Origin of the sequence: Dietzia kunjamensis (genome assembly GCF_045689975.1) — a bacterium.
GTDB classification, from domain to species: Bacteria; Actinomycetota; Actinomycetes; order Mycobacteriales; family Mycobacteriaceae; genus Dietzia; species Dietzia kunjamensis.
In genome coordinates, this window is record NZ_CP143297.1 from 2,790,854 (window position 1) to 2,813,584 (window position 22,731).

Below are 22,731 nucleotides of genomic sequence, written 5' to 3' on the forward strand. Positions count from 1 at the left end.
ACCCGCCTGCTGCTCATCGCCGACACCCACGTCCCCACGCGGGCCCGCGACCTGCCCGACCGGGTGTGGGACGAGGTCGACGCCGCGGACATCGTGATCCACGCGGGCGACTGGATGGACGTGGGGCTCCTCGACTCGCTGGAGGAACGCTCGGCTCGACTCATCGCCTGCTGGGGCAACAACGACGGCCCGGACCTGCGCGAGCGCCTGCCCGAGGTGGCCCGCGAGACGATCGACGGCGTGCGCCTGGTGGTGACGCACGAGGCCGGCGCGTCCGCGAGCCGCGACACACGCATGGCCAAGGCCTACCCGGACACCGACGTCCTGGTGTTCGGGCACTCGCACATCCCGTGGGACACCACCGCGCCGAGGGCGTCCGGCCAGGGCGGCCTGCGGCTGCTCAACCCGGGCTCCCCGACCGACCGGCGTCGCCAACCGCACTGCACCTACATGACCGCGACCATCGACGGCGGCGCGCTGGGTGACGTCGAGCTGCACCGGCTCTGACGTCGCCCCGCCGCTTTGCGCCCGACCGGCGACCGCGGAATCTGCCTACCCTGGGTCCATGAGCAACGACACCACCATGCGCGCCGTGCACCAGGACACCCTCGGGGAGCCGGACGTCCTCGCCGTCGTCGACCTCCCCCGCCCCACCCCGCGCACCAACGAGGTCCTCGTCCGCGTCGAGGCCGCCAGCGTCAACCCCACCGACTGGAAGCACCGTGAGAACGGCGGCTTCCTCGGCAAGCCCCCCTTCGTGCTCGGGTGGGACCTGTCCGGTGTGGTCGAGGAGGTGGGCATCGGCGTCGCCCGCTTCTCCCCCGGCGACGAGGTGTTCGGGATGCTCTCGTACCCGTTCGGGCACGGAGCCCACGCCGAGTACGTCGCCGCCCCCGCGGCCTGGTTCGCCCCCAAGCCCGCCTCCCTCGACCACGTGCAGGCCGCCGCCCTGCCGCTCGTGTCGCTGACCGCATGGCAGGCGCTCGTCGAGTACGCCGACATCCAGCCGGGCCAGCGGGTGCTCATCCACGCCGCCGCCGGCGGGGTCGGGCACGTGGCCGTCCAGATCGCCAAGGCCCGCGGCGCATACGTGATCGGCACCGCCAGCGCCGCCAAGCACGACTTCCTGCGCGAGCTCGGCGTCGACGAGGCGATCGACTACCACGACGTCGACATCGCCGAGGCGGTCAGCGACGTGGACGCCGTGCTCGACACGATCGGCGGTCAGACGTCCCTCGACTCCCTGCGGACGCTGCGCCCCGGCGGGATCGTGGTGTCGATCCTGCCCGTGGGGTCCGGCGACTTCTTCCGGGAGGCCGAGGAGCTGGGGGTGCGTGCGGTCCGGATGCTCGTGGATTCCTCGCGCCACGACCTGGTCTCGATCACCGAGCTCGTCGAACAGGGTGCGCTCCGGGCGACGATCGCCGAGGTCTTCCCGTTGGAGCAGGCCGCCGAGGCGCATCGTCGCGGCCAGACCGGTCGGACCGCCGGCAAGATGGTGCTGACCACGGGCTGATCCCGGGCGGTCGGCAGTCGGACGGTCGGCAGTCGGGCGACGGGCGACGCGGCTATTCGGGGAAGCCCTCCAGCACCGCGCGGGAGCCCGACAGCCCGAGGCGGGTCGCGCCGGCGGCAATCATCGCGCGGGCGGCATCCGCGTCACGGATCCCGCCCGAGGCCTTGATGCCCAGCCGGCCGCCCACCGCCCGGTGCATGGCCTCGACCGCGCGCACGCTGGCGCCGCCGGCAGGGTGGAAACCGGTGGAGGTCTTGACGAAATCGGCCCCCGCCCGGGCGACGGCATGGCAGAGGGCCTCGATTCGTTCGTCGCCCGCCTCCTCGCCCAGCGCCTTGTGGATGGCCGCGGTCTCGAGGATCACCTTGATGACCACTGGCGGCGGCACGGCATCCCGCATGGCCAGCACATCGGCCATGACCTCGTCGACCAGTCCGGCGATGGCGGCGCCCACGTCGATCACCATGTCCACCTCACGGGCCCCCTGGTCCACCGCGAGCCGGCCCTCCATCGCCTTGACCAGCGAGTGGTGCTTGCCGGAGGGGAAACCGGCCACCGTGGCGACGACGAGCTCCTCACCCCGCACCGGGAGCATGGCCGGGCTCACGCACACGGCCTTGACTCCCAACTCGCGGGCCTCGTCGACGCAGGCCCGGACGTCGTCGCGGGAGGCGTCGGGGGAGAGCAGTGTGTGGTCGATCATGGCGGCGACCCGGGCGCGGGTCAGCTCGTTCGTCGCAGTGGCGTCCATGCCGGCCAGCCTAGCGGGGGCGCCCGTCTTCCCTGCTGGCACAATGGGCACTCATGTCACGTCGCTTCGTCCTCACCCTGGGTTGCCCGGACCGCATCGGTATCGTCGCCCGGATCGCCACCTTCCTCGCCGAGCTGGGCGGGACGATCACGGAGGCGGCCTACCACGCGGACGAGGACTCGAACTGGTTCTTCACCCGCCAGTCCGTGAGCGCCGAGTCGATCGGCATGGAGATCGACGAACTGCGGCGCCGCTTCGAGCGGGTTGCAGCCGAACTGGGCCCGGAGACCGACTGGCACATCTCGGACTCCTCCGATCCCAAGGACGTCGTCATCCTGGTCTCGAAGGAGGGGCACTGCCTCCACGACCTGCTGGGTCGGGTGGAGAGCGGTGACTACCCTGCGCGGGTCCGGGCCGTGATCGGCAACCACGAGAACCTGCGCGGCATGGCCGAGTCGCACGGTGCGCCCTTCCACCACGTGCCGTTCCCGGCCGACCCCGCCGAGCGGGGCCCGGCATTCGCGGAGGTCGCCGCGATCGTCGACGAGATCGACCCGCACGCGATCGTGCTGGCCCGCTTCATGCAGGTCCTGCCGGACGAGCTCTGCACGAAGTGGGCCGGGCGTGCCCTCAACATCCACCACAGCTTCCTGCCCAGCTTCGTGGGCGCCCGCCCCTACCACCAGGCGCATGTCCGCGGCGTGAAACTGATCGGGGCGACCTGCCACTACGTGACCGCCGACCTCGACGAGGGGCCGATCATCGAGCAGGACGTCATCCGCGTGGACCACACGGCGACGGTGAAGGACATGGTCCGGCAGGGGCGCGACGCCGAGAAGCTGGTCCTGGCCAAGGGGCTGCGCTGGCACCTCGAGGACCGGGTGCTGGTCCACGGCGGACGCACCGTCGTGTTCACCTAGGTCCGCTCCCGGGGAAGTCAGCTCCCCTGGGAGGTCCGCTCCCGGGGAAGTCAGCCCTTGGGGAAGCCGTGCCGCTCGCTGAGCAGGGTCTCGGCCGCCGAGAGGAAGATCAGGCGGGCGGCGGCGCCGGCCCGGGGCATGATCCCCGTGACCCTCTTGATGATGACGGACTGGTCCATCCCGGCGTCGCGCATCGTCTCCACCAGGATGTCGAGCGCCTCGGCCGACGTACTCTGCCCCTTGAGGAACAGGCGACCGATCTTGTCGATCCCCTCCTCACCGACCCCGAGGACGATGAGTTCGCGGAACAGCTCGTACATGTAGCGGTCCGCGAAGAAATGGTCGGCCGCACTCGGCTCACTGACCAGGCCGATGGCCGATCCCTGGTCGAGGAGTTCCTCGGCGAACTCGAAACCCGCGACGGCCTCCACGCCGCCACGAGGGAGGCGGCGGCGGGTGCCGCTCGAGCGTCGCTCCGGTAGGACGGCGTCCGAGTTCAGCAGCTCGGAGAGCGTGAAGCCGTGGCGCTCCGCGATGAACAGCTCCTCGATGGTGGCGAACGTGTAGCCGCGGTCGAGCAGCCGGAGGATCTGGTTCAGTCGGTTCTTGTGGTCGGGCCCGTAGAACGCGGTGCGACCCCTGCGGACGGGGGCCGGGAGAAGTCCCCGCTCCTGGTAGACGCGGATGTTGCGCACCGTGGTGCCGGAGTCCTCGGCCAGCTCCTCGATCCGCTGGAACCCGTCGGCCTCCGGTGGTGTCACCTGCGCCGTCCCCCGACAGCGGGCCGGACGTCGGCGAAGAACACACCCACTGCCACCATCGCGATGATGCTGAGGAAGCCGAACGGCCGGATCGCGAACATGAGGGCGGCCACGGCGCAGATGCCGATCCAGGCGGGCTTGGGCCACTTGCCCTCGATCGAGTACGCCGACGCGGGCGGGAGGACTGCCAGCACCAGTCCCGCCAGGGCCCACACGACGAGCGCGCCCTGGATAGCCAGCTGGACCAGGCCCCACGTCCCGGGAAGAGTGTCAATCACGCGGCCCAGTGTAGTCGGCACTCATGTCACCGCGGTGTGACCATGTTCACGGCGTCCAGATCCCGGCCCGGCCCCTGCGGCGGACCGCAACGCACGACGCCCCGGCCCCTCCGGAAGAGGAGGGCCGGGGCGTCGGGTGCCGCTGTATCAGACGCGGTCGGTGCCGGCGGGGGGCAACGGGGTGTCCGCGGTGGTCAGCGCGGGATCGTTGTCCGCGAGCTCCATCGGCGTGGGGGCGTCCGAATCGCCCCCGGCCGATGCGGCGGCCGGCTTGGCAGCAGTCGACTTGGCGGCGGCGGGCTTGGACGCCGCGGGCTTACCGGCGGCCGACTTGGCAGCAGTCGACTTGGCGGCGGCGGGCTTGGACGCCGCGGGCTTACCGGCGGCCGACTTGGTCGCGGCCGGCTTGTCGGCGGTCGCCGCACCCGTCGACGACGGGGTGGCCGTGGCCTTGGTGGTCGTCGACTTCGCGGCGGTCTTCTTGGCGGGCGCCTTCTTGGCCGGGGCCTTCTTGGCGGCAGCCTTCTTCGCCGGTGCCTTCTTGGCCGTGCGGGCCTCGACCTCGGCGGTGCCGCGAGCGACCTCGGCGGACGCCTTGGAGGCGGCCTCGTCGACGCGGTCGGCGGCCTTGCCAGCGGCCTTGTCGACGTTGTCGGCGGCCTTGCCCGCCGTCTTGTCGACGCGCTCGGCCACCTCATCGACCCGCTCGGCCGCCGAGTCGGCGGCGTCGCCGGCGGTCTCGGCCGCCCGGCGGGCGCTCTTGGAGACGCGGCCAGCCGCCTTCACACCGATCGTGCGGGTCTGGCGGGCGACGGTGCCGAGGGCGTCCTCGCCCAGTTCGACCTGCTCCTCGACGGCGCCGGCGGCGCGGGCCACCTGCTCGTTGACTCGGGCCAGGCCGGCCTCGAGCTGCGGGTTCTCCTCGCGTAGCCGGCTCACGACGTCCTCACCGCGGGCGGCGAGGCCACCGTAGATCCCGGCCGCCACCTGGACGTACGCGTCGGCGACCTTGCGCAGCTCCTCCGGGCGGAACCGGGTGACGAGCTCCTCGACCTCGGCCGGCAGTGCCTGGACGCGCTCGGGGACCTCGTTCACGCGGTGCTGGACCTCGGTGACGCGGGTCTGCGCCCCGGCCACGCGCTCGTTGATGCGGTTCTGCGCCTCGGCCACGCGCTCGGTGACCTTGGACTGCGCTTCGGTCACGGCCTCCTCGGCGCGACGGCGCAGGTCCGCGACCATGCCGGAGACGGCCTGGATGGCGAGGTCGTTGACCCCGACGTAGGCGTAGACCGGGGTGCGCACGGCGGCGATGGCCTGACCGAGCGGGCCCTCCAGGGCCTGCTCCTTGACGGCCTCGCCCTTGGCCTTCTGCTCGGCGGCCTCGGCGGCGCTCTTCTTGGAAGTGGGCTTCTTGTCGGCCATTTTGACTCCTCGGTGGTGTCGTGCGGGTGTTCTCTTGTGCGGTGTCACGTGGCCCTGCGGGCCGTCGTCCGGAGTTCCCTCAGGGAACGTTGACGACCTGGGCGGCTGCCGTTGCGTTGTTCGCTCGGAACGACTCGTAGATCTCCACGAGCACCTCCCTCTGTCGCTCTGTGAGGTCCGGGGCGGTGAGGATCGCATCCCTCACCGGACTCCCCTGCTTGAGTTCGAGGATCCCCGCGCGGGCGTAGAGCACCTCGGCGGACAACCTCAGACCTCGGGCGATCTGACCCAGGACCTCGGCGGACGGCTTGCGCAGCCCGCGTTCGATCTGGCTCAGATACGGGTTGGAGACGCCGGCACGCTCCGCGAGCTGCCGGATGGACACCTCGGCGGCCTCCCGCTGGGCGCGGATGAACGACCCGATGTCCTGCGACTCGGACGAACGCTTGTCGTCCTCACCGTGCGAGGTGAGGTCGCTGTGACGCGGCACCTCACCCGTCGGCTTGTTGCGACGCGCGAGGGTTGCGGCGGTCGGTTCATCGACCTGTGCTCCGGTGCTCTCCGCAGCCTCGTCGTGTGTGTGTCCACTCTGTGCGGCCATGGAGTCACCTCCCTCCAGCGTCCGTCTCTCATCGCCTGACCCCAACGCTAGCAACGAGTGCTTGCTACAGCAAGCGCTATGTGTACGGCGATGCGGTGCGATGGGTCACACAGGCGGGTCGGGATCAGACTCGGGCCGGGTTCAGAAGATGAGCTCGGTGGTGGTGTGGATGACGAGCCCCGCCAGGGCCCCCACGACCGTGCCGTTGATGCGGATGAACTGCAGGTCCTTGCCCGCGAGCAACTCGATCTTGTCGGAGGCCTCGTCGGCGTCCCACCGTTCGACGGTCTCGGAGATGATCGAGGTGACCTCGCCGGCGTAGTTCTCCGCGACGTAGCGAGCGGTGCGGGTCATGTAGTCGTCGAGGCGCGCCCGCATCTTCTCGTCCCCGACGAGCATGTCGGCCAGGCGGCCCAGGAGATCGTCGATCTTCACCCGCAGCGTGGACGAGGAGTCCTCGGTGGCCTCGACGATCATGCGCTTGGCGGCCGCCCACGCCGATCCGGCGGCGCGGCGCACCTCGTCGCGGCCCATGACCTCGTGCTTGAACGTCTCGAGCTTGGCCATGGTGGACGGGTCGTGCTGGAGGTCGCGGGCGAAGTCCTCGACGAACCCGATCAGCGCCACCCGAACGGGATGCTGCTTGTCGACCTTGATCTGCCAGGTCCACTCGCGCAGCTCGCGGTAGGCACGCTCGGAGAGCAGTTCGTTGACGAACTGGGGCGCCCACGTGGGGGCCTTCTCGCGGACCCAGCGGTCGATGGTCTCGGGGTTGGCCTCCACCCAGCCGTGGGCGCGGTCGGCCATGAGGTCCATCAGGGGCAGGTGGCGTCCCTCGTCGAGGAGCTCGGCGAGGATCCGACCGGCCGGCGGCCCCCATTCCGGCTCGGCGATGCGGGAGACGATGGTGCGTTCGATGATCGCGACGGCGTCGTCGTCGCGGAGCACGGCCAGAACGGCACGGATGGCCTTGGCGGCCTGGTCCGAGGCCATCGCGCGGTGGTCGTCCTCGGCCAGCCACTCACCGGCGCGTTCGGGGATGCGGGCGCCGCGGACCTTCTCGCTCACCATCTCGGGGTCGAGGAAGTTCTCCCCCACGAACCCGCCGAGGGAGGTGCCCAGCTGGTCCTTCTTCTTGCGGATGAGCGCGGTGTGCGGGATGGGGATCCCCAGCGGGTGCTTGAACAGGGCGGTGACGGCGAACCAGTCGGCCAGCCCGCCGACCATCCCCGCCTCGGCGGCGGCGCGGACGTAACCCACCCAGGGGTCGGCGCCGTTGTGTAGCGCGTACTCCGCGACCAGATAGACCAGTCCGGCCACGACGAGGAACCCCGTCGCGACCATCTTCATACGACGGAGGGCTGACCTCCGCTCGGCATCGGTCGCCGGGTCGCCCGCCCTGAGAGCGGGCGCGCCGGCACCCACGACCGGGTCGACCGTCAGTGTGCGTCCTCGCGGCCGTGCTTACGGAAGCCGTACATACAGATGAACAGCCCGAGGAGGAAGACGGCGGTGGTCGCCACGACCGCCGCGATGACCAGCCCCAGGGAGACCCCGGCGTTCTCCGTGTAGTACCCGATGGCGGTGATGGGCAGGCCCAGCATGCTCATGCTCAGCAAGATGATCACCGAACCCAGGTAGATCGTAGTCGAGTACAGCGGGTACGTGGGGGCGACCTCCGTCGCGTACGACGGGTAGTACTCCTCGACGATGGCGGCACCAGTGTGCTCGAGCGTCTGACCGGCCATGATGTCGTCCTCTTCTCTCAACTACCGATCCCGGGCCCGTGACCCGAGACTCGTTCTATGTCCCATCTTATTGGAACCCCGGGGATCCGGGGCAACCGCCCGTCGGATCCGCCGCGCGGCGGCGACCAGATTGCGCAGGCTCGGCTCCAACTGCCAGGTGTAACGGCTCTTGAGCCCCCCGTCCGGCACCGCCCACACGCGGTCCACCCCCACCGCGTCCACCGCCCGGAGCAGCCTCGAGTGCAGCAGGTCGATGTCCGGGACGAACCCCGACCGTGACTCGTACACCCCGGGCGCGACCTGACGGGTCAGGGTGTGATCCTCCAGGGCCTCCAGTACCCACTCGATCGACCGCGTCGCGACGATCGCGGTGACGTCGGCGTCGAGTCCCTCGATCGCCGCCCTCATCTCCCGCAAAGACGAGTAGGTGAGGTGCGTGTGGATCTGGGTGTCCGGTCGCGCCCCGGCCGAGGCCAGGCGGAAGGTGCCCACCGCCCAGTCGAGGTACGCGCGTCGGTCCGCGCCGCGGCGCGGCAGGAGTTCCCGGATGGCGGGTTCGTCGATCTGGATGATCGCCGTCCCCGCCGCCTCCAGGTCCGCCACCTCGTCGCGCACCACCAGCGCGAGCTGCGTGGCGACCTCGGGTAGTGCCAGGTCCGTGCGGCAGAAGGACCGCGCGAGCATCGTCACCGGGCCGGTGACCATCCCCTTCACCGGCCGGTCGGTCAGCGACTGCGCGTACCCGGTCCACTCCACGGTCATCGGCGCGGGTCGGGCCACGTCGCCGTACAGGATCGGCGGCCGCACACAGCGCGAGCCGTAGGACTGCACCCAGCCGCTGCGGGTGGCGGCGAACCCGTCGAGCAGTTCGGCGAAGTACTGCACCATGTCGTTGCGCTCGACCTCGCCATGCACCAGCACGTCCAGCCCGATGTTCTCCTGCAGCCGGATCACCGAGGCGATCTCGGCGCGCAGGTAGTCGCAGTACCTGTCGTAGTCGATCCGCCCGTCCGCCAGGTCCCTGCGGGCACGCCGGATCTCCCGCGTCTGCGGGAACGAGCCCAGCGTCGCCGTCGGCAGCGTGGGCAGTCCGAGCCGGTCGGCCTGCCGGGCAGCCCGCTCGGCGTAGGGGACGCGGACCTTGTCGTCGTCGTCGACCCGGGCGGTCCTCGCCCGCACGTCGTCGCGGCGCGCGCTGGGCAGTACCGGCAACCGGCGCCAGCGCGGTGTGGGGCCGTCGACCAGGGCGTGCGCGAGCGAGACCACCTCGGCGACCTTCTGCTCGGCGAACGCCAGCGAGTCCGCGAGCTCGGCGGGCAGGTCGGGCTCGGCGTTCACGTCGTACGGCACGTGCAGCAGCGTGCACGAGGTCGACACCACCACGTCCGGGAAGACGGCCCTCAGGTCACGCAGGTAGTCCAGGGTGGCGAACTTGTCGGTGCGCCACACGTTCTGGCCGTCCACGACACCGGCGTAGAGACGCTTGCCGCGCAGCCCCGGCACGTCCGCGAGGTCCGCCGCCGACCGCCGCCCGTACACGAGGTCCAGGCCGATCGCCTCGATGCCGGTCGCGGCCAGCGCCGACAGCGCCTCCCCCAGGTCGCCGTACTGCCCCGTCACCAGGATGCGCGGTCGCGTCGTCACGGCCGCCAGCCGGTCGTAGGCACGGCGCAACGCCGCGATCTCGTCGGCGGTGCGTTCCATCGTCATGCACGGCTCGTCGAACTGCACGCACGTCACGCCGGCTCCGGCCAGGACGCCCAGCAGCGCCTCGTACTCCGTGAGCAGGCGGGCGAGCAGGTCGATCGGCGCGAATCCCGGCGCGGCGTCGGGCGCCGCCTTGCTCAGCAGCAGCAGCGAGACCGGGCCGGTGACGACGGGCCTGATCTCGAACCCCTGCTCGCGCGCCCGCGCCACCTCCGCGAGCAGCTCGTCCGGCCGCAGCCCCAGCTCGGAGGACTCGTCGAACTCCGGCTGACGGTACAGGTAGGAGGCGCCCTGCAGCGGGACCAGTTCGAGAGGCGGCACGTCGGCGCGGCCGCGGGCGAGCGCGAAGACGGTGTCGACGGGGCCGAGGTCGCGGACGAGCTCGCGGAACCGCGCGGGGACCGCGCCCATGAGCAGGGCGTCGTCGAGGATGTGGTCGTAGAAGGAGAAGGTGTTGCCGGGGATCTGCGTGATGCCCGCAGCGCGCAGGTCGTGCCACGTGGCGTCGCGGAGTCTGCGGCCGGTCGCGAGCAGCTCGGCCCGGGTCCCGTCACCGTGCCAGTACCGTTCGAGGGCGCGTTTGAGCTCGCGGCGCGGGCCGATGCGCGGGTACCCGAGGACGGACGAGGCGCGGGCGGGTTCGAGGTGCGGCGGCGTGGGCGACGACGGTGGCTGTGACGACGGCGGCGGCGGTGACTGTGACGACGACGACGACGACGACGACGACATGATCTCAGCGCGCGGCGCGTGCCATCGCCCGCGGCGCGTCATAGCGGTAGAAACCGTGGCCGCTCTTCTTGCCGAGCCTGCCCGCCTCGACCATCCGCAACAACAGCGGCGGCGGCGAGTACAGCGGCTCGGCGAACTCGGTGTACATCGAGTCGGCGATCGCCTTGATGGTGTCCAGGCCGACGAGGTCTGCCAGGGTGAGCGGCCCCATGGGGTGGGCGCAGCCCAGGACCATGGCCTTGTCGATGTCCTCCGGGGTGGCGAACCCGGACTCGGCCATCCGGATGGCGGAGAGCAGGTATGGCACGAGCAGGGCGTTGACCACGGCCCCGGCGCGGTCGGCGGAGTGGACGACCTGTTTGCCCAGGACCTGCTCGGCGAACGCCTGTGCCCTGTCCCGGGCCGCGGCCCCGGTCTCGAGGGTGCTCACCAGCTCGACGAGCGGGAGCACGGGAACCGGGTTGAAGAAGTGCATACCGATCACGCGCTCGGGCCGGGCGGTACACGTGCCGAGCTTCATGATGGGGATCGACGAGGTGTTGGAGGCCAGGACGGCGTCGGGGTCGGTGACGACCGCGTCGAGTTCGCGGAACACGGCGGTCTTGGCGTCGGTGTCCTCGACGATCGCCTCGATGACCAGCTGCCGGTCGACGAAGTCGCCGAGGTCGGTGGTGAAACGCAACCGCAGGGCGGCCTGCTCACGCTCGCGGGCGGTGATCTTGCCGGAGGACACTCCCCGGTCCAGGGAGTCGAGGATGCGGGCGCGGCCGCTGGTGGTCAGCTCCCGGGTGGACTCCCAGACGAGGACGTCGAGATGCGCGCGGGCGCACACCTCGGCGACGCCGGCGCCCATCTGTCCGGCGCCCACCACGCCGACGCGGGTGATCCGCCCCGGGTCGGCGCCGTCGCGGGAGCTGTTCATCTGTCCAGGGCCCTTCGGGAGGAGGGAACTTGAGGGTGGAGACACCACCGGGGGCCGGGCCGCCTCGTCGAGACGGCCGCGGCCCCCGGTGTGTTCACGCTGTTACCGCGTCGACCGTGTGGGGTCGACCGGTGGTCAGTGGAACTGACCCTCCTCGGTGGAGCCCTTCAGCGCCGCGGTGGACGTGTTGGGGTCGACCGTGGTGGCGATGCGGTCGAAGTAACCGGCGCCGACCTCGCGCTGGTGCTTGACGGCGGTGAAGCCACGCTCCTCGGCGGCCTTGAACTCGCGCTGCTGCAGCTCGACGAACGCCGTCATCTGGTTGCGGGCGTAGCCGTGGGCCAGATCGAACATGCCGTAGTTGAGCGAGTGGAAGCCGGCCAGGGTGATGAACTGGAACTTAAAGCCCATCGCGCCGAGCTCCTTCTGGAACTTGGCGATGGTCTCGTCGTCCAGGTTCGCCTTCCAGTTGAAGGAGGGCGAGCAGTTGTAGGCCAGGAGCTGGTCCGGGAACTCGGCCTTGACGCCCTCGGCGAACTTCTTGGCGTACTCGAGATCCGGGGTGCCGGTCTCCATCCAGATCATGTCGGCGAACGGGGCGTAGGCCTTCGCGCGCTCGATGCACGGCTCGATGCCGTTCTTGACGTGGTAGAAGCCCTCGGCGGTGCGCTCACCGGTGATGAACGGGCGGTCACGCTCGTCCACATCGGAGGTGATGAGGGTCGCGGCCTCGGCGTCGGTGCGCGCGATGATCACGGACGGCACGTTGGCGACGTCCGAGGCGAGGCGGGCCGAGGTCAGGGTGCGGATGTGCTGGTTGGTCGGGATCAGCACCTTGCCACCGAGGTGGCCGCACTTCTTCTCCGACGCGAGCTGGTCCTCCCAGTGCACACCGGCGGCACCGGCGTTGATCATGGCCTTCTGCAACTCGTAGGCGTTCAGGGCGCCACCGAAGCCGGCCTCGGCGTCGGCCACGATCGGGGCGAGCCAGTTCTCGACCGAGGTGTCGCCCTCGATGCGGGCGATCTCGTCGGCACGCAGCAGTGCGTTGTTGATGCGGCGGACGACGGTCGGGACCGAGTTGGCCGGGTACAGCGACTGGTCCGGGTAGGTGTGGCCCGAGAGGTTGGCGTCGCCGGCGACCTGCCAGCCGGAGAGGTACACGGCCTCGAGGCCGGCACGGATCTGCTGGACGGCCTGGTTACCCGTCAGGGCGCCGAGGGAGTTGACGAAGTCCTTGTTGTTGACCTTGTCCCAGAGGATCTCCGCGCCACGACGGGCGAGGGTGTGCTCCTCGACGACGGTGCCCTGCAGCTCCGCGACCTGCTCGGCCGTGTAGTTGCGGGTGATGCCCTTCCAGCGGGGGTTGGTGTCCCAGTCCTGCTGGATCTCTTCAGCGGTACGTGCCTTGCCGATGTTCGACATCGCGACTCTTTTCTGTCTCGGGGGCGGGTCCGGATTCGCACTCTTGCGAGTTACGGCCCCTTACGGGAGACACAATGCCACATGGAAGGCAGCGCGTCTACCTGCGACAAGTGCGAATGTGGCGAGTTTCTTTGCCTTCTTTGCAAAGTTTGCGAAGATTGTGGGGCTCGCCACGGACCTCGGAGGGAAAGCCGATGACGGCCTCACATATGGGATCGCGGCTCCGCCGACTGCGCGAGGAGAACGGCCTGACCCAGGCCGCCTTCGCGCAGTCGCTCGGCTTGTCGTCGTCGTACCTCAACCAACTCGAGAAGGACGCCCGCCCCGTCACCTCCCGGGTCCTGGTGAAGATCTCCGAGGTCTACGGCGTGGACTCCGCGTTCTTCGCCTCGGACTCGGACACCCGGCTCATCGCGGCGGTCACCGAGGCGCTCACCGACACGCAGCTCTCCGCCGAGGTCCCGGCCGCCGAGGTGGTCGACCTCGTCCGCGCGCACCCCGCGCTCGCCCGTGCCTTCATGCTCCTGCACCAGCGCTACCGCAACTCCGCTGACCTGCTCGCCGCGCTGACCGAAACCCGCAACGTCCCGGACACCTCGGTCGACCGCTCGGTGCTGTCCATGCCGCACGAGGAGGTGCGGGACTACTTCTACCAACGGCAGAACTACATCGACTCCCTCGACACCGCCGCCGAGGACCTCACCACCCGCATCCGGCTCAACCGTGGCGACGTCCGCGCCGAGCTCGAACACCGCCTGGCCGAGGCCCACGGGGTCCGCATTGCCCGCCGCGTCGACCTGCCCGACGGGCTGTGGCACCGCTACTCCACCGAGGACCGCCGTCTCGACCTGTCCGCCCACCTCACGCCCGGCCAGCAGGCGTTCCGCGTGGCCTCCGAGCTGGCCTTCCTCGAGCACCGCGACCTGCTCGACAGCCTCGTCGAGGAGGGTTCGTTCAGCTCCCCCGCCGCCGTCGCGCTCGCGCTGCGCGGCCTGGCCAGCTACTTCGCCGCCGCCGTGCTCATGCCCTACCAGCGCTTCCTCGACACCGCCGAGGACTTCCGCTACGACGTGGAGCGGCTCATGGCCTTCCACGCCACCGGCTACGAGACGGTGTGTCACCGCCTGTCGACCCTGCAGCGACCGGGCGCGGCCGGGGTGCCGTTCAGCTTCGTGCGCGTCGACCGCGCCGGCAACATGTCCAAGCGGCAGTCCGCGACCGGGTTCCACTTCACGACCTCCGGTGGCACGTGCCCGCTGTGGAACATCTACGAGTCGTTCTCGTTCCCCGGCAAGATCATGCGGCAGGTCGCGCAGATGCCCGACGGCCGCCTCCACCTGTGGGTCTCGCGCACCGTCACCACCCGTCCGATGCGTTTCGGCCAGCCGCGCAAGACGTTCGCCATCGGCCTGGGCTGCGAGGCCCGCCACGCCCACCGGACCGTGTACGCGCAGGGCCTCGACCTCGACGACGTCGACGCCGCCACCAAGATCGGCTCCGGCTGCCGCATGTGCGACCGCCCCGCGTGCCCGCAGCGGGCCTTCCCGCCGCTCAACCATGCGCTGCGGGTGGACGCCCACCGGTCCTCGCTCTCGCCGTATCTCCTCGACCAACCGTCCGCCCCCGGCGGGACCGCTGGCCTACCCTGACGGCCATGAGCCAGCCCCACGAGAGCAGCGACAGCCACGACGGCACCGACGCGCAGGTCCCCCGCATCCGGCCCGGCGGCTTCCGGGAGCTCGGCCCGTTCGGCTGGGTCGTCAACCGGCTCGGTGCACGCGTCACCGGCTCGCGCGACGTGAACCTCTTCGCCACCCTCGGCCACGCCCGCCGGCTCTTCCCCGCGTGGCTCGCCTACTCCGGGATGATGATGCCGTTCGGCGTGCTGGACCGCCGCACCACCGAGCTGGTCATCCTGCGCGTCGCGCACCTGCGGGGCAGCGCGTACGAGCGGGCCCACCACGAGCGGATCGGCGCGGGCGTGGGTCTCGACGACGACGAGATCACCCGCACGACAGCCGACCCCGCCACCGCCGGGTGGCCGAACCGGCTGCGTGTGCTGTTGACCGCAGTCGACGAGCTGGTGCTGACCAAGGACATCTCCGCCGACACGTGGGCCGGGCTCTCGTCGCACCTCGGCTCGTCCGAACTGGTGGGGCTTGTGCAGTTGGTGGCGCAGTACGACGGGTTGGCCACGACGCTGCACGCACTCCGGGTCCAGCCGGACCGCCCCCGCTGACCCGCCGCGCCTGACCCCGCCGGTCCGCGCCTTCGGCTCGGCCGACTCACGCGCCCCCGTCGGCTCGGCCGACTCACGCGCCCCCTTCGGCTCGGCCGACTTACGCGTCCCCTTCGGCTTACGCGCCCTCTCTGCCCGCAATCGGCCCCGGTGCGCGCCCGGATCGGTCCATTCCCCACGCGCACCCGCCCAACGCGTCCCCGGAAGCCTGCGACCTCGGCGATTCCTGCCGCTCACCCGCCCTGCGCTTGCGCGCCCCCTTCGGCTTACGCGCCCTCTCTGCCCGCAATCGGCCCCGGTGCGCGCCCGAATCGGTCCATTCCCCACGCGCACCCGCCGGAGGCCGCCCGATCAACCGGCCCTGGCGTGCGGCCACTCCCGAGAAGCTCTCCCGCCCTGAGCCCGGATTCCACACCCGCAGCCCTCTCCACAGGCCAGCGCCTCCGGCACCCGTCGACGGCCACCGCGCACCTGCTCGCTTGGCATGCTGCGGTCCATGACTCCACACCGCCGAGGCCCGGTGCACCCCGTACTCACCCGGGCGCGCCTCAGCAGCGAACTGTCCGACCTCCCCCGGCGGCGCCGCGAACGCGACTTCATCAAGATCGCGGACGAACTCTGGCTGCCGACCAGCCACCCGATCAACTTCGAGACCCTATCGGTCGCCTACTCCCGGCTGTACCCGGATGCCGTGCTCACCGGCTGGTCTGCCGCGGTCATGCACGGCATCGCCCCGCCAGACGACGCCGTACCGGAGCTCTGCGTCGGCCCCGTCGGCCGGACCCGCAGTGGCCTCCGGATCCGTCGCTACACCATTCCCCCGTCGGCGATCGAGGTCCGGCGGGGAGTCCGCGTCACGTCCCGTCGCAGGACCGCTTTCGACCTGGCGAGATTCAGCGACCACCTGAGCGGTGTGCTCGCAGTCGAAGCGTTCTATCGACGGGGATACGCACAGCGCGAACTGGAGGAAGACGTCGCTGCGGGCGCCGGCGCGTGGGGGGTCGCTCGGGCCAGGCGTGTGCTCGCCGACGCGCATCCCCGCAGCGAGTCTCCCAGGGAAACGGAGACCCGCCTGTTCCTGCGTGCCGCCGGATTCACGTCTTTCGAGCCCCAGGTGGAGGTGCCGGGGCTCGGGAGCCGGCTCGACCTGGCCGACCCGGTGGCGCGGATCGCCGTCGAGTACGACGGGGCCCACCACGACGATCCCGTCCAACAGTCCAAGGACCGTTACCGACGCAATCGCCTGCAGGCAGCCGGCTGGATCGTCATAGTGCTCGACCGGAGACTGTTCCGACACCGGCGCGAGGAGATCCTCGACCAGGTGCGGGAAGCCTATGCGCGGCGGGCCGCCGGTTCGGCGCCATGAGGCCCCGCGCCCCGCGGCCCCGACAGTCCCGGCCGGACATGCCCCGCGGCCCCGACAGTCCCGGGCAGGCCCCGCGCCCCGACTTACGCGTCCCCAATGGACCCTTCCAGGCGCGCACCCGGCCTCAGGTCGGGCATTCCGAACGCGCAAGCCGAAGGGGGCGCGTAGGTGGGCATCGGCGGGGGCGCCGCTCAGCCCGCGTCGACGCAGGGCAGGCAGACGCGAGCCCGGGCATCGAGCTCCATCGACATCGTCCGCCCCGCCGGTACGGTCACCGGCTGGCCCTGGACCGAGCACGCGAAATCGGCGCCGTTGAGGTTCTCGATGGTGATCTCCGTGTGGGTGCACCGCACCCGCACGTGCGTACCCCGCACCGTCAACCGGAAGGTCAGTCCCGTCCACTCCGCGGGCACCCGCGGGTCGAACGAGATCTCACCCCGGTAGTCGCGCATCCCGCCGAACCCGCTGACGAGGGCCGACCACACCCCGCCGGTGGAGGCCACGTGGATGCCGTCGGCGGCGTTGCCGTGCACGTCGGCCAGATCCACCACGAGCGCCTTGGAGAAGTGCTCGAACGCCTCGTCGCAGTAGCCGATCTCGGCGGCGATGATCGACTGGACCACGGCGGACAGTGTCGAGTCGCCGGTGGTCAACGGGTCGTAGTACTCGAAGTTCGCCCGCTTCTCCTCCTCGGTGAACTCGTCTCCGCGCAGGAACATCGCCAGCACCACGTCCGCCTGCTTGAGGACCTGGTGCCGGTAGATCACCAGCGGGTGGAAGTGCAGGAGCAGTGGCCGGCGGGGATCCTCGAGGTCCTGGTCCCAGACCTCCTTCGCGAGGAAGTCCTGGTCCTGTGGATGGACCTTCAGCTCCTCGTCGAACGCGATGACCATGTTCTCGGCGGCACGCCGCCATTCGCTGGTCTCGTCGTCGCGCAGCTTGAGCCGTCGGCAGACGGCCTCCCACTGGCCGTCACCCAACGCCGCGATCCGCTTGCAGGCGATCGCGGCGGCGACGAGGTTGAACCGGGCCATGGCGTTGGTGAACAGGTTGTTGTCCACGACCGTGGTGTACTCGTCCGGCCCGGTCACACCGTGGATGTGGAACATTCCGTCGCCGTCGAAGAAGCCGAGCGAGACCCACATCCGCGCGGTCTCGACCAGCACGTCCACGCCCTCGCGGATCATGAAGTCCTGGTCCTCGGTGGCCCACATGTACTTGACCATGGCGTGCGCGATGTCGGCGTTGATGTGGTACTGGGCGGTGCCGGCCTCGTAGTAGGCCGACGCCTCCTCACCGTTGATGGTCCGCCAGGGGTAGAGGGCGCCCTTGACGGAGAGGTACTTGGCCCTGTTCCGCGCCTTGTCGAGCATGTTGTAGCGGAAGCGGAGGGCGTTCCGGGCGAACCGCGGCATGGTGTACGTCAGGAACGGCAGGACGTAGGTCTCGGTGTCCCAGAAGTAGTGGCCGGAGTAGCCACTACCGGTGACGCCCTTGGCGGCGATGCCGTTGTACTCGGCCCGTGCCGAGGCCTGGGCCAGCTGGAAGAGGTTGAACCGGATGGCCTGCTGCGTCTCCGCGGGGCCCTCCACCTCGACGTCGGCACGATCCCAGAAGTGGTCGTACCAGTCCCGCTGGGTGCGGTGCAGGTCCTCGACCCCACGCACGCGGGCCCGTCCCAGGGTGCGCGAGCACCGGTCCGCCAGCTCGCTCGCGGGAACCACCTCGGAGGTGTGATACGCGGCCAGTTTGGTCAGCCTGAGTACCCGTCCCGGCGTGACATGGGCGTGGTAGACGATCTTCGAGGAGTCGTCGTCGATCTCGTGGCTCATGGCCACGTCGTCCTCGGTCTCGAGCAGGTGGTCCACGGCGACGGCGATCGTCATGCCCGAGTTGGTGCACCGGTACCCGTGCACGTGGTACCCGCCATGGTCCTCGGTGACCTGGGGCTCGAGCACCCGGTGCTCGAGTCCCTCGGCGCGGCGGGGGTCGAAGCCCTCTGCCGGGGCGTCCTGCGCCGAGGAATGGTATTCGTCCTCGCCGTCCTGCCGATTGAGGACCTGCGAGGAGATCACCACGGGGGCGGGCTCGTCCGGGAGCTCGATCTCGTACGTCATCACCGCGAGGTGCTTCTCCACCATCGACACCATCCGGCTGGTGCGGATGACGACCTTCTTCCCGGCGGGGGTGCGCCACACGATCTCCCGACGCAGCACCCCGTCCCGGAAGTCGATGCTGCGCTCGTAGTGTTCGAGGTCGGCCACGGATAGCCGGAGCGGTTCGTCGTCGACGTAGATGCGGATGGTCTTGGTGTCGGGGGCCTGGATCATCGTCTGGCCCTCGCGGGCGAGCCCGTAGGCGTCCTCGGCGTGCTGGATGTTCCACGTCTCGTGGAAGCCGTTGACGAAGGTGCCGTGCTGGGCGGAGTCGCGCCCCTCCTCCGGGTTGCCACGCATGCCCAGGTAGCCGTTCGCCACCGCGAACTGCGTCTCGGACACCCCGAGCGGCGACGCGTTGGGGCGGGTCTCGACCCAACGCCACGGGTCGGCGGGGTGGGTGGAGCGGTTGATCTCGGGGACCTCGAGGTGACTCCGGAGGTTCACGCCGTAGGTGGTGCGGATGTTGCCGGGCACGGACTGACCGACGGTGTCGTGGACCGGTCCTCGGGAGAAGGGGATACGGGTCACCGGTTCGCCTCCGTCAGTCCGGGGATGAGCTCGGCCAGGTCGACGACGACGAGGTCGGCGCCCTCCGCGAGCAGGGTCTCACGCCCGGCTCCGCGGTCCACGCCGACCACGCGCGCGAACCCGCCGGCGGCGCCGGCCTGCACACCGGAGACGGCGTCCTCGATCACCACGCAGCGGTCCGCGGGCACTCCGAGCAGCTCGGCGCCCCGCAGGTACGTGTCGGGCCGGGGCTTGCCGGGAATCCGTTCGGCAGCAGCGACGAGGCCGTCGACGATCACCTCGAACCGGTCCCGCAGCCCGGCGGCGGTCAGCACGGCCTCGGCGTTCTTGGAACTGGAGACCACGCAGGAGGCGATGCCGGCGGCGTCGAGGGCCTCGAGGTACGCCACCGACCCGGGGTAGGCCTCGATGCCCTCGTCGAGCAACTCACGGAAGATCACGTTCTTGCGCAGACCGAGCCCGTGGACCGTGTCCGCATCCGGGTCGTTGTCGTCGTCGTCGCCCTCGGGCAGGGTGAGGCCCCGCGCGGCGAGCATCGACGCGATGCCCTCCACCCGCGGCTTGCCGTCTATGTACCGGAAGTAGTCCTCATCCGAGTACGGGTCGATCCCCCGGGCGTCGAAGTAGGTGGTGAACATCCGATTCCACGCCTGCATGTGCTTCTCGGCCGTCGGGGTGATGACCCCGTCGAGGTCGAAGAGCACGGCGTCCACACCGTCATGGTCCATAGCGTTGTCCTATTTCCGGGTCGGTTTGACGGGTCGGGGTGTTCGTCCGGGCGCCGATCGGGCTCGTCCGGTGACGGACCAAGGCTAGTCCCACCCGGCGATTTCCACTGCTTCCCCCCGCCCGGGCGCCGCCCCCGACTTCGGGCCCCCCGGAGCGGTCGGCGTCGATCACCGGGCGGCGGCGCGCGCAGCCTTGATGCACAGAACCGGCGGGCCCGGTGGCACTATGAGGGGTAACCGAAAGACAAAGGAGAGAGATGCGCCTCCGCACCAGCACCCCCCGCCGCGTCGCGATCGCCGGCCTCGCGCTGGCCACCGCGGCTGCTCTCACGGCCTGTTCGTCGGACGAGGAGGACCCCCGGGGCGGCGAGCCCACGAGCGAGACCCAGACCTCGGAGACCGTGGCTCAGTCCGCGCCACAGGCGCCCGTGGAGGAACTCGTCCTGTCGGAGGGCGAGGCGCCCGGTGGTGGCGTCGTCCAGGTCGTCGACCGTCCGCTGCTGCAGGAGGCGGTGGACAAGCTCGTCGCCGACCAGGGCCGCCAGCTCATGGAGGACCCGGCGTGCGACAAGGTCTCGCGCCTGGAGACCGTCTCCAACCACGCCACCACCGATGGGGTGACCGCCGCCGTCCGCTACAAGCAGTCGGAGGAGGACGAGACCGAGCACCGCTTCGGCATCGGCATGGTGGGCGAGCGGCTCGACGAGTTCATGGACCGCTCCCTCTACGAGGCGTGCACCACCTCGCGCAGCGCCGCCAACCCGAACGTCGAGCTGAACATGACGGTCACCGACGCCCCGGCCATCGACGGCACCGAGGGCTTCCGGGTCACCAGCGACTTCATCACGACGCGGCCGGACGGCACGCGCGCACTGAGCCGGGCCATCGCCATCCACGGTTTCGCCCGCGACACCACCGTGAGTGTCGAGTACGCGGCCCGCGGTGACGACCCGGCGGCGGACCCCGTCCTGCCGACCGCGGCCGGCGCCCTGGACGCGATCTACGTCGCGCAGATGGAGAAGATCCTCAACGCCGAGTAGTCGCCCGGCACACTGCGGCGGGCCCCCGTCGGGTGGCCCCGCGGCGAGAAGACCGTTCCGCGCACGTCCCTCGAGAGGGAGGTGTGCGGAACGGTCTTCTCGTTGCGGGGACGGGCCGGGGGCCGGGGGCCGGCGGACCCGGTGCCGGGCCCGCCGCAGGCTGTCAGAGGTTGATCATGTGGCCGCCGACGCCCTCGACGGCCTCCTTCATGGCCTCGGACAGGGTCGGGTGCGTGTGCACGTTGCGGGCGATGTCCTCGGCGGTGAGGTCCCACATCTGCGCCAGGGTCAGCTCGGGCAGCAGTTCGGAGACGTCGGGGCCGATGAGGTGGGCGCCCAGCAGCTCGCCGTGCGTGCCGTCGGCGACGACCTTGACGAACCCGGTCGCGTGACCGAGCCCGTGGGCCTTGCCGTTGGCCGAGAACGGGAACTTGCCGACCTTGACGTCGTAGCCCTCGTCCTTCGCCTGGGCCTCGGTCAGCCCGAACGAGGCGACCTGCGGCTGGCAGAAGGTGGCGCGCGGCATCATGCGGTAGTCGCCCAGCGACTGGGTCTCGGCGCCGGCCATGGTCTCGGCCGCCACCACGCCCTGGGCCTCGGCGACGTGCGCCAGCTGCAGCTTGGCGGTGACGTCGCCGAGCGCGTAGATGCCGTCGACGTTGGTCCGCATGTTGTCGTCGATGTCGATCGCGCCGCGGTCGGTCAGCTCGACGCCGGTGTTCTCCAGCCCGTAGCCCTCGACCCGCGGGGCGAACCCGACGGCCATGAGCACCTTGTCGACGGTGACGGTCCGGGTGTCCTCGCCGTCCTTGGACTCGATCTCCACCTCGACCGAATCGCCGTTGTCGCTGATCGAGGTGGTCTTGTGGCCGGTGAGGAGCGTGATGCCGAGCTTCTTGTAGTGCTTGGCGATCTCCTTGGAGACCTCCTCGTCCTCGTTCGGCAGCAGCCGATCCATGAACTCGACGATCGTGACGTCGACGCCGTAGGCGTTCATCACGTACGCGAACTCCATGCCGATCGCCCCCGCGCCGACGACGACGATCGAGTCGGGCAGGTCGCGCGTGAGGATCTGCTCCTCGTAGCCCACCACGTTCTCGCTGAACTCGATCCCGGGAAGCGTCTTGACCACGGAACCGGTCGCGATGATGCAGTTGTCGAAGGTGTACTCCGTGCCGTCGACCTCGATCGTCCTGGCGTCGGTGAACTTCCCGAAACCGTCGATCTCCGTGATCTTGTTCTTCTTCATGAGGAAGTGGACGCCCTTGACGATGCTGTCCGAGACCTTACGGCTGCGGTCGAACGCGGCGCCGAAGTCGAAGCTCACGTCCCCGGAGATACCGAAGAGCTTGCCGTCGCGCTGGACGGTGTTGGCCAGCTCCGCGTTGCGCAGGAGGGCCTTGGAGGGGATACATCCGACGTTGAGGCATACGCCGCCCCAGTACTTCTCCTCGACGACGGCCACCTTGAGGCCGAGCTGCGAGGCGCGGATGGCGGCGACGTAGCCACCGGGGCCCGCGCCGAGGACGATGAGATCGTAATGAGTGTCAGCCACGACACTCAGGGTAGCGCTCCCGGCGGCACCGGAACGGCGGAGCGGGCCGGAACTGCACCCGAAATGACCGACGCCGCCCCCTCCGTGTGGAGAAGGCGGCGCGGGCGCTCGCGTGAGCGAGGATCAGGACAGGTTGCCCAGGACCGACTTGAGGGCGGTGGCGACCAGCTCGCCGATGGTCTCGGCGATCGTGTCGGTGATGTTGCCGGTGGCGCTGCCGCCGCTGAGGGAGCCGGACTCGCCGGAACCGGCGCTGAAGAGGTCGGTGATGGAACCCATTGTGTGTATCTCCGTTTATTGAAATGCACTCCCGCGTTGATCGGGAATGGCCGGGTC

21 protein-coding genes are annotated in these 22,731 nt (G+C 70.3%); 7 read left to right on the forward strand and 14 right to left on the reverse strand.

All coding sequences use genetic code 11. The features are described 5' to 3' along the window. Positions 1-6: 6 nt before the first annotated feature. Together VZF99_RS13090 and VZF99_RS13095 are read left to right on the forward strand one after the other, a co-directional pair. On the forward strand, positions 7-507 hold the full coding sequence (locus VZF99_RS13090) for a metallophosphoesterase family protein (protein WP_407336133.1): 501 nt from the start codon (positions 7-9) through the stop codon (positions 505-507). Between the two features lie 58 nt (positions 508-565). Further along, positions 566-1,516, forward strand: coding sequence for an NADP-dependent oxidoreductase (locus VZF99_RS13095; RefSeq protein ID WP_120286062.1), 951 nt, complete (start codon positions 566-568; stop codon positions 1,514-1,516). A 52-nt stretch (positions 1,517-1,568) separates the two neighbouring features. Here the strand turns inward: VZF99_RS13095 and deoC are convergent, their stop codons facing one another. Then, positions 1,569-2,267, reverse strand: a complete 699-nt coding sequence (gene deoC, locus VZF99_RS13100; RefSeq protein ID WP_159147909.1) for a deoxyribose-phosphate aldolase — start codon at positions 2,265-2,267, stop codon at positions 1,569-1,571. Between the two features lie 53 nt (positions 2,268-2,320). Here deoC and purU point away from each other — a divergent pair, with 53 nt between their 5' ends. Then, a complete protein-coding gene (gene purU, locus VZF99_RS13105) occupies positions 2,321-3,187 on the forward strand; it encodes a formyltetrahydrofolate deformylase (RefSeq protein ID WP_407335004.1) in 867 nt (288 codons plus the stop codon). A gap of 50 nt (positions 3,188-3,237) precedes the next feature. Here the strand turns inward: purU and VZF99_RS13110 are convergent, their stop codons facing one another. The 9 genes from VZF99_RS13110 to aceA form a co-directional block, all read right to left on the reverse strand. After that, on the reverse strand, positions 3,238-3,948 hold the full coding sequence (locus VZF99_RS13110; RefSeq protein WP_096906774.1) for a MerR family transcriptional regulator: 711 nt from the start codon (positions 3,946-3,948) through the stop codon (positions 3,238-3,240). After that, positions 3,945-4,226 carry a DUF2516 family protein gene (locus VZF99_RS13115; RefSeq protein WP_120286064.1) on the reverse strand — a complete coding sequence of 94 codons (282 nt, stop codon included), beginning with the start codon at positions 4,224-4,226 and terminating at the stop codon, positions 3,945-3,947. Before VZF99_RS13115 ends, VZF99_RS13110 begins: the two co-directional genes overlap by 4 nt. 147 nt (positions 4,227-4,373) lie before the next feature. Continuing rightward, positions 4,374-5,648 carry a hypothetical protein gene (locus VZF99_RS13120; protein ID WP_407335005.1) on the reverse strand — a complete coding sequence of 425 codons (1,275 nt, stop codon included), beginning with the start codon at positions 5,646-5,648 and terminating at the stop codon, positions 4,374-4,376. 79 nt (positions 5,649-5,727) lie between these two features. Then, positions 5,728-6,249, reverse strand: coding sequence for a helix-turn-helix domain-containing protein (locus VZF99_RS13125; protein WP_096906772.1), 522 nt, complete (start codon positions 6,247-6,249; stop codon positions 5,728-5,730). 141 nt (positions 6,250-6,390) lie between these two features. Then, entirely contained in the window at positions 6,391-7,599 is a 1,209-nt protein-coding gene (locus VZF99_RS13130) for a DUF445 domain-containing protein (RefSeq protein ID WP_154829813.1), read from the reverse strand. Positions 7,600-7,688: 89 nt separating this feature from the next. Next, complete coding sequence (locus VZF99_RS13135; RefSeq protein ID WP_096906770.1) at positions 7,689-7,997, reverse strand: hypothetical protein; 309 nt, start codon at positions 7,995-7,997, stop codon at positions 7,689-7,691. Positions 7,998-8,018: 21 nt separating this feature from the next. After that, positions 8,019-10,475, reverse strand: coding sequence for a 5-methyltetrahydropteroyltriglutamate--homocysteine S-methyltransferase (gene metE, locus VZF99_RS13140; RefSeq protein ID WP_407335006.1), 2,457 nt, complete (start codon positions 10,473-10,475; stop codon positions 8,019-8,021). Further along, on the reverse strand, positions 10,438-11,355 hold the full coding sequence (locus VZF99_RS13145; RefSeq protein WP_067717132.1) for a 3-hydroxybutyryl-CoA dehydrogenase: 918 nt from the start codon (positions 11,353-11,355) through the stop codon (positions 10,438-10,440). Before VZF99_RS13145 ends, metE begins: the two co-directional genes overlap by 38 nt. A 135-nt stretch (positions 11,356-11,490) precedes the next feature. Continuing rightward, positions 11,491-12,780, reverse strand: a complete 1,290-nt coding sequence (gene aceA, locus VZF99_RS13150; RefSeq protein WP_067717135.1) for an isocitrate lyase — start codon at positions 12,778-12,780, stop codon at positions 11,491-11,493. 194 nt (positions 12,781-12,974) lie between these two features. Here aceA and ramB point away from each other — a divergent pair, with 194 nt between their 5' ends. The 3 genes from ramB to VZF99_RS13165 all read left to right on the forward strand — a co-directional run bounded on the left by ramB (position 12,975) and on the right by VZF99_RS13165 (position 16,385). After that, on the forward strand, positions 12,975-14,429 hold the full coding sequence (gene ramB, locus VZF99_RS13155) for an acetate metabolism transcriptional regulator RamB (RefSeq protein WP_067717137.1): 1,455 nt from the start codon (positions 12,975-12,977) through the stop codon (positions 14,427-14,429). Between the two features lie 5 nt (positions 14,430-14,434). Next, positions 14,435-15,019: a carboxymuconolactone decarboxylase family protein gene (locus VZF99_RS13160; RefSeq protein WP_407335007.1), complete on the forward strand. Its 585-nt coding sequence runs from the start codon at positions 14,435-14,437 to the stop codon at positions 15,017-15,019. A gap of 496 nt (positions 15,020-15,515) precedes the next feature. Next, the gene (locus tag VZF99_RS13165) at positions 15,516-16,385 is read left to right on the forward strand and encodes a DUF559 domain-containing protein (protein ID WP_407335008.1); all 870 of its coding nucleotides are present in this window, start codon (positions 15,516-15,518) and stop codon (positions 16,383-16,385) included. A gap of 191 nt (positions 16,386-16,576) precedes the next feature. On the opposite strand, the gene VZF99_RS13170 is transcribed toward VZF99_RS13165, so the two are convergent. Both VZF99_RS13170 and VZF99_RS13175 read right to left on the reverse strand, forming a co-directional pair. Beyond that, positions 16,577-19,072: a glycoside hydrolase family 65 protein gene (locus VZF99_RS13170; protein ID WP_407335009.1), complete on the reverse strand. Its 2,496-nt coding sequence runs from the start codon at positions 19,070-19,072 to the stop codon at positions 16,577-16,579. Then, positions 19,069-19,800, reverse strand: coding sequence for an HAD family hydrolase (locus tag VZF99_RS13175; protein WP_407335010.1), 732 nt, complete (start codon positions 19,798-19,800; stop codon positions 19,069-19,071). Before VZF99_RS13175 ends, VZF99_RS13170 begins: the two co-directional genes overlap by 4 nt. Positions 19,801-20,057: 257 nt before the next feature. On the opposite strand from VZF99_RS13175, the gene VZF99_RS13180 reads away from it, so the two are divergent. Next, positions 20,058-20,840, forward strand: a complete 783-nt coding sequence (locus VZF99_RS13180) for a hypothetical protein (RefSeq protein WP_407335011.1) — start codon at positions 20,058-20,060, stop codon at positions 20,838-20,840. Positions 20,841-21,003: 163 nt separating this feature from the next. On the opposite strand, the gene lpdA is transcribed toward VZF99_RS13180, so the two are convergent. Next, a complete protein-coding gene (gene lpdA, locus VZF99_RS13185) occupies positions 21,004-22,395 on the reverse strand; it encodes a dihydrolipoyl dehydrogenase (RefSeq protein WP_407335012.1) in 1,392 nt (463 codons plus the stop codon). A gap of 123 nt (positions 22,396-22,518) precedes the next feature. Beyond that, positions 22,519-22,674 carry a hypothetical protein gene (locus VZF99_RS13190; RefSeq protein WP_167457905.1) on the reverse strand — a complete coding sequence of 52 codons (156 nt, stop codon included), beginning with the start codon at positions 22,672-22,674 and terminating at the stop codon, positions 22,519-22,521. Between the last annotated feature and the right edge of the window lie 57 nt (positions 22,675-22,731).